Source organism: Prevotella sp. MGM2, from assembly GCF_002933955.1.
In the GTDB taxonomy this organism is placed as follows: domain Bacteria; phylum Bacteroidota; class Bacteroidia; order Bacteroidales; family Bacteroidaceae; genus Alloprevotella.
This window is the reverse complement of sequence record NZ_BEWW01000078.1, coordinates 1-2476: the sequence shown is the minus strand read 5'-3', so window position 1 is coordinate 2476 and position 2476 is coordinate 1. Positions and strand designations below refer to the sequence as shown.

The 2476-nt window shown below is 55.3% G+C and carries 3 protein-coding genes; all 3 read right to left on the bottom strand.

All coding sequences use genetic code 11. The features are described 5' to 3' along the window. A partial coding sequence (ricT, locus tag C5S62_RS01705; protein WP_223301101.1) for a regulatory iron-sulfur-containing complex subunit RicT occupies positions 1 to 512 on the bottom strand: 512 nt, incomplete at its 3' end. 41 nt (positions 513 to 553) lie between these two features. Further along, on the bottom strand, positions 554 to 1681 hold the full coding sequence (holB, locus tag C5S62_RS01700; protein ID WP_104403795.1) for a DNA polymerase III subunit delta': 1128 nt from the start codon (positions 1679 to 1681) through the stop codon (positions 554 to 556). Between the two features lie 45 nt (positions 1682 to 1726). Further along, positions 1727 to 2476 (bottom strand): methylenetetrahydrofolate reductase (locus C5S62_RS01695; RefSeq protein WP_104403794.1); only part of this gene is annotated, 750 nt, incomplete at its 5' end.

Sequence of the window (2476 nt, the reverse complement as noted above, 5' to 3'; positions counted from 1 at the left end):
TCCACACGCGCGTCGGCTATATAATAGAATATGGCTTTGTTACCGTCGCCCTGATATTCAACGTCGCCTATTTTCATGTCGAGCTCAAGTTCCTTGGCTATCTGGCGTGAACGTATCATGGTTTCCTGCTCCAGAGTTTTGGCCTCTTCATATTTTTCAATGTCAACGGGGCGTGCCTTGCGGTAGATACGTTTTATTTCCGTGTTGGCCTTGAAGTTGGCTTTTTTCATTTGTAGGGGTACCAGCCGTCCGGTAAGGGTCACCACGCCGATGTCGTGTCCTGGCGATGCCTCTACGGCCACCATGTCGCCCTTCTCTAGCTGCAGCCGGTTGTCGTTGCGGAAATAGCCTTTGCGGGTATTCTTGAATTGCACCTCTACGAGGTCTGTCTGTTCGGCGTTGCCCGGCACGTCGGCCAGGTAGTCGTATGTGTTGAGCTGTTTGTCCTGCCTTCCGCATCCTTTGGCACAGAATCCGCGCAGGCTATCATCCAGTCTGAAGTCTTTGTTCATATTATTATTGTCTGCATTTACAGGCCTTTTTCCGGCCGGTGTTATTGTATGAGGAGTACAATCATTTTGAGTGCGAAGTCGAAGAACACCATTTTGGGGTTGACGTTTTGGGCAATGTCGCGCCGTGCGTCCGAGAGTTCGTTCATAATGCCGATGACGTTGCGCTCGTTGACGAAGCGGGCAAACCGCACGGCAAATTCGGCTTCCTGGCGACTCATGTAGTTGAGTTCCGGTTTTTGGAAGTTGTACATAAAATTTTCGCGCACCAGCCGCTGGCAGTAGTCGATGAAATTCTTCTGTCGCTCCCGGCCCCACGAAGCCACCCTCTCGGCCCACTCGTGCATATCCTTTATTTTGCGCATGTAGCTCATGCGCATGAGCAGCACGAACATGTCGAAGAAGAGGGCCGTGTCTTCGTTGACCTGAAGCTGGCGGAGCGCTCTTACATAACTGCCTTCGCTCAGGCGGGCCACTACCTTGGCGTCGGCTTCTTCCAGCGCGTTGCGTTTCATGAGGGCCTGCATGATGTCGGTATCGGTCAATGGCCGGAAATCGATGCGCTGCGTGCGGCTCCGGATAGTGGCAAGCAGGCTGTCGGGATGGTCCGAAACGAGAATGAATGCCGTTTCGCTTGGCGGCTCTTCGAGAATCTTCAGCAATTTGTTGGCCGTTTCCACATTCATCAGTTCAGGCAACCACACTATCATGACTTTGTAGCCGCCTTGTCCTGATTTGAGGCTCAGTTTTCGGAGGATGAGGTCGCTTTCGGCCACGCTGATAAGCAACTGCTGGTTTTCCACTCCGATGCGGCCCAACCATTCCGCGCGGTCAAAGTAGCCTCCGCTTTCGGCCAGCATTTCACGCCATGTGTCCAGAAACTGGTCACTCACAGCCGGCGTTGTCTGTCCCGCCCGTTTGTAAACGGGAAAGACGAAGTGAAGGTCGGGATGTGCCCCTTTGGCGGCCATTTTGCAGCCCGGGCACGCTCCGCAAGGCTCTTCTCCGCCGTTTTGGCAGAGCAAAGCCGTGGCAAATGCCAGCGCCATGGGCAGTGTGCCGCATCCTTCCGGTCCGCAAAACAACTGCGCATGCGGTACGTGGCCGGCGGCTATTTGCCGGCGCAATTGTGCCTTCACTTCTTCTTGTCCTATGACGTCTGAAAAATTCATATACGTTTTCTCAGGTGTATGCGCCTGCTCCGGTGGCGCGCAGGTTTAATAAATGCGCCGTGCTATCTCGGCAATGCTGTCGGTGGCGCCCACTGTATAGAAATGAATGCTCGGTACACCCCGCGACATCAGTTCGCGACATTGCGCCACTGTCCATTCTATGCCCAGCTGGCGGGCTTGTTCGTCCGTGCGGCATTTCAGGGCTTCTTCGGCCAGTTCGGGCGGAAAGTCGCAGTGAAAAGTCTTGGGCACTGTCTGCAACTGTGAAAGTTTGGTGAAAGGCTTGATGCCCGGAATGACGGGGACGTCAAGTCCGGCCTCCCTCACGCGGTCGAGAAAGCGGAAGTAAGCCGTGTTGTCGTAGAACAGCTGGGTCACACCGTAGTCGGCACCCAGTTCCACCTTGCGGCGGAACCATGCGAAGTCCGTGTCAAGGTTGAGGGCCTCTTCGTGTTTTTCCGGATAGCAGGCCACGCCGTAGCTGAAAGGCCGTCCTGGCTCTTTCACTGGCGTTCCGTCCACAAATTCGCCCGCATTGAAGCGGTTAATCTGCTCCTGCAGCTCCGTGGTGTGGGCATAGCCGTCGGGGGTGGGTTTGAAGTGGCTGTCTTCCTTGGCCTTGTCGCCGCGTAGCACAAGCAGATTCTCTATGCCGAGAAACTGAAGGTCGAGCAGTACGTACTCCGTTTCCTCACGTGTGAAGCCCGAACAGAGAATATGCGGCACAACGGGTATGTGGTATTCGTTTTGAATGGCTGCGGCCACCGCCACCGTTCCGGGACGCCGGCGCAGGCG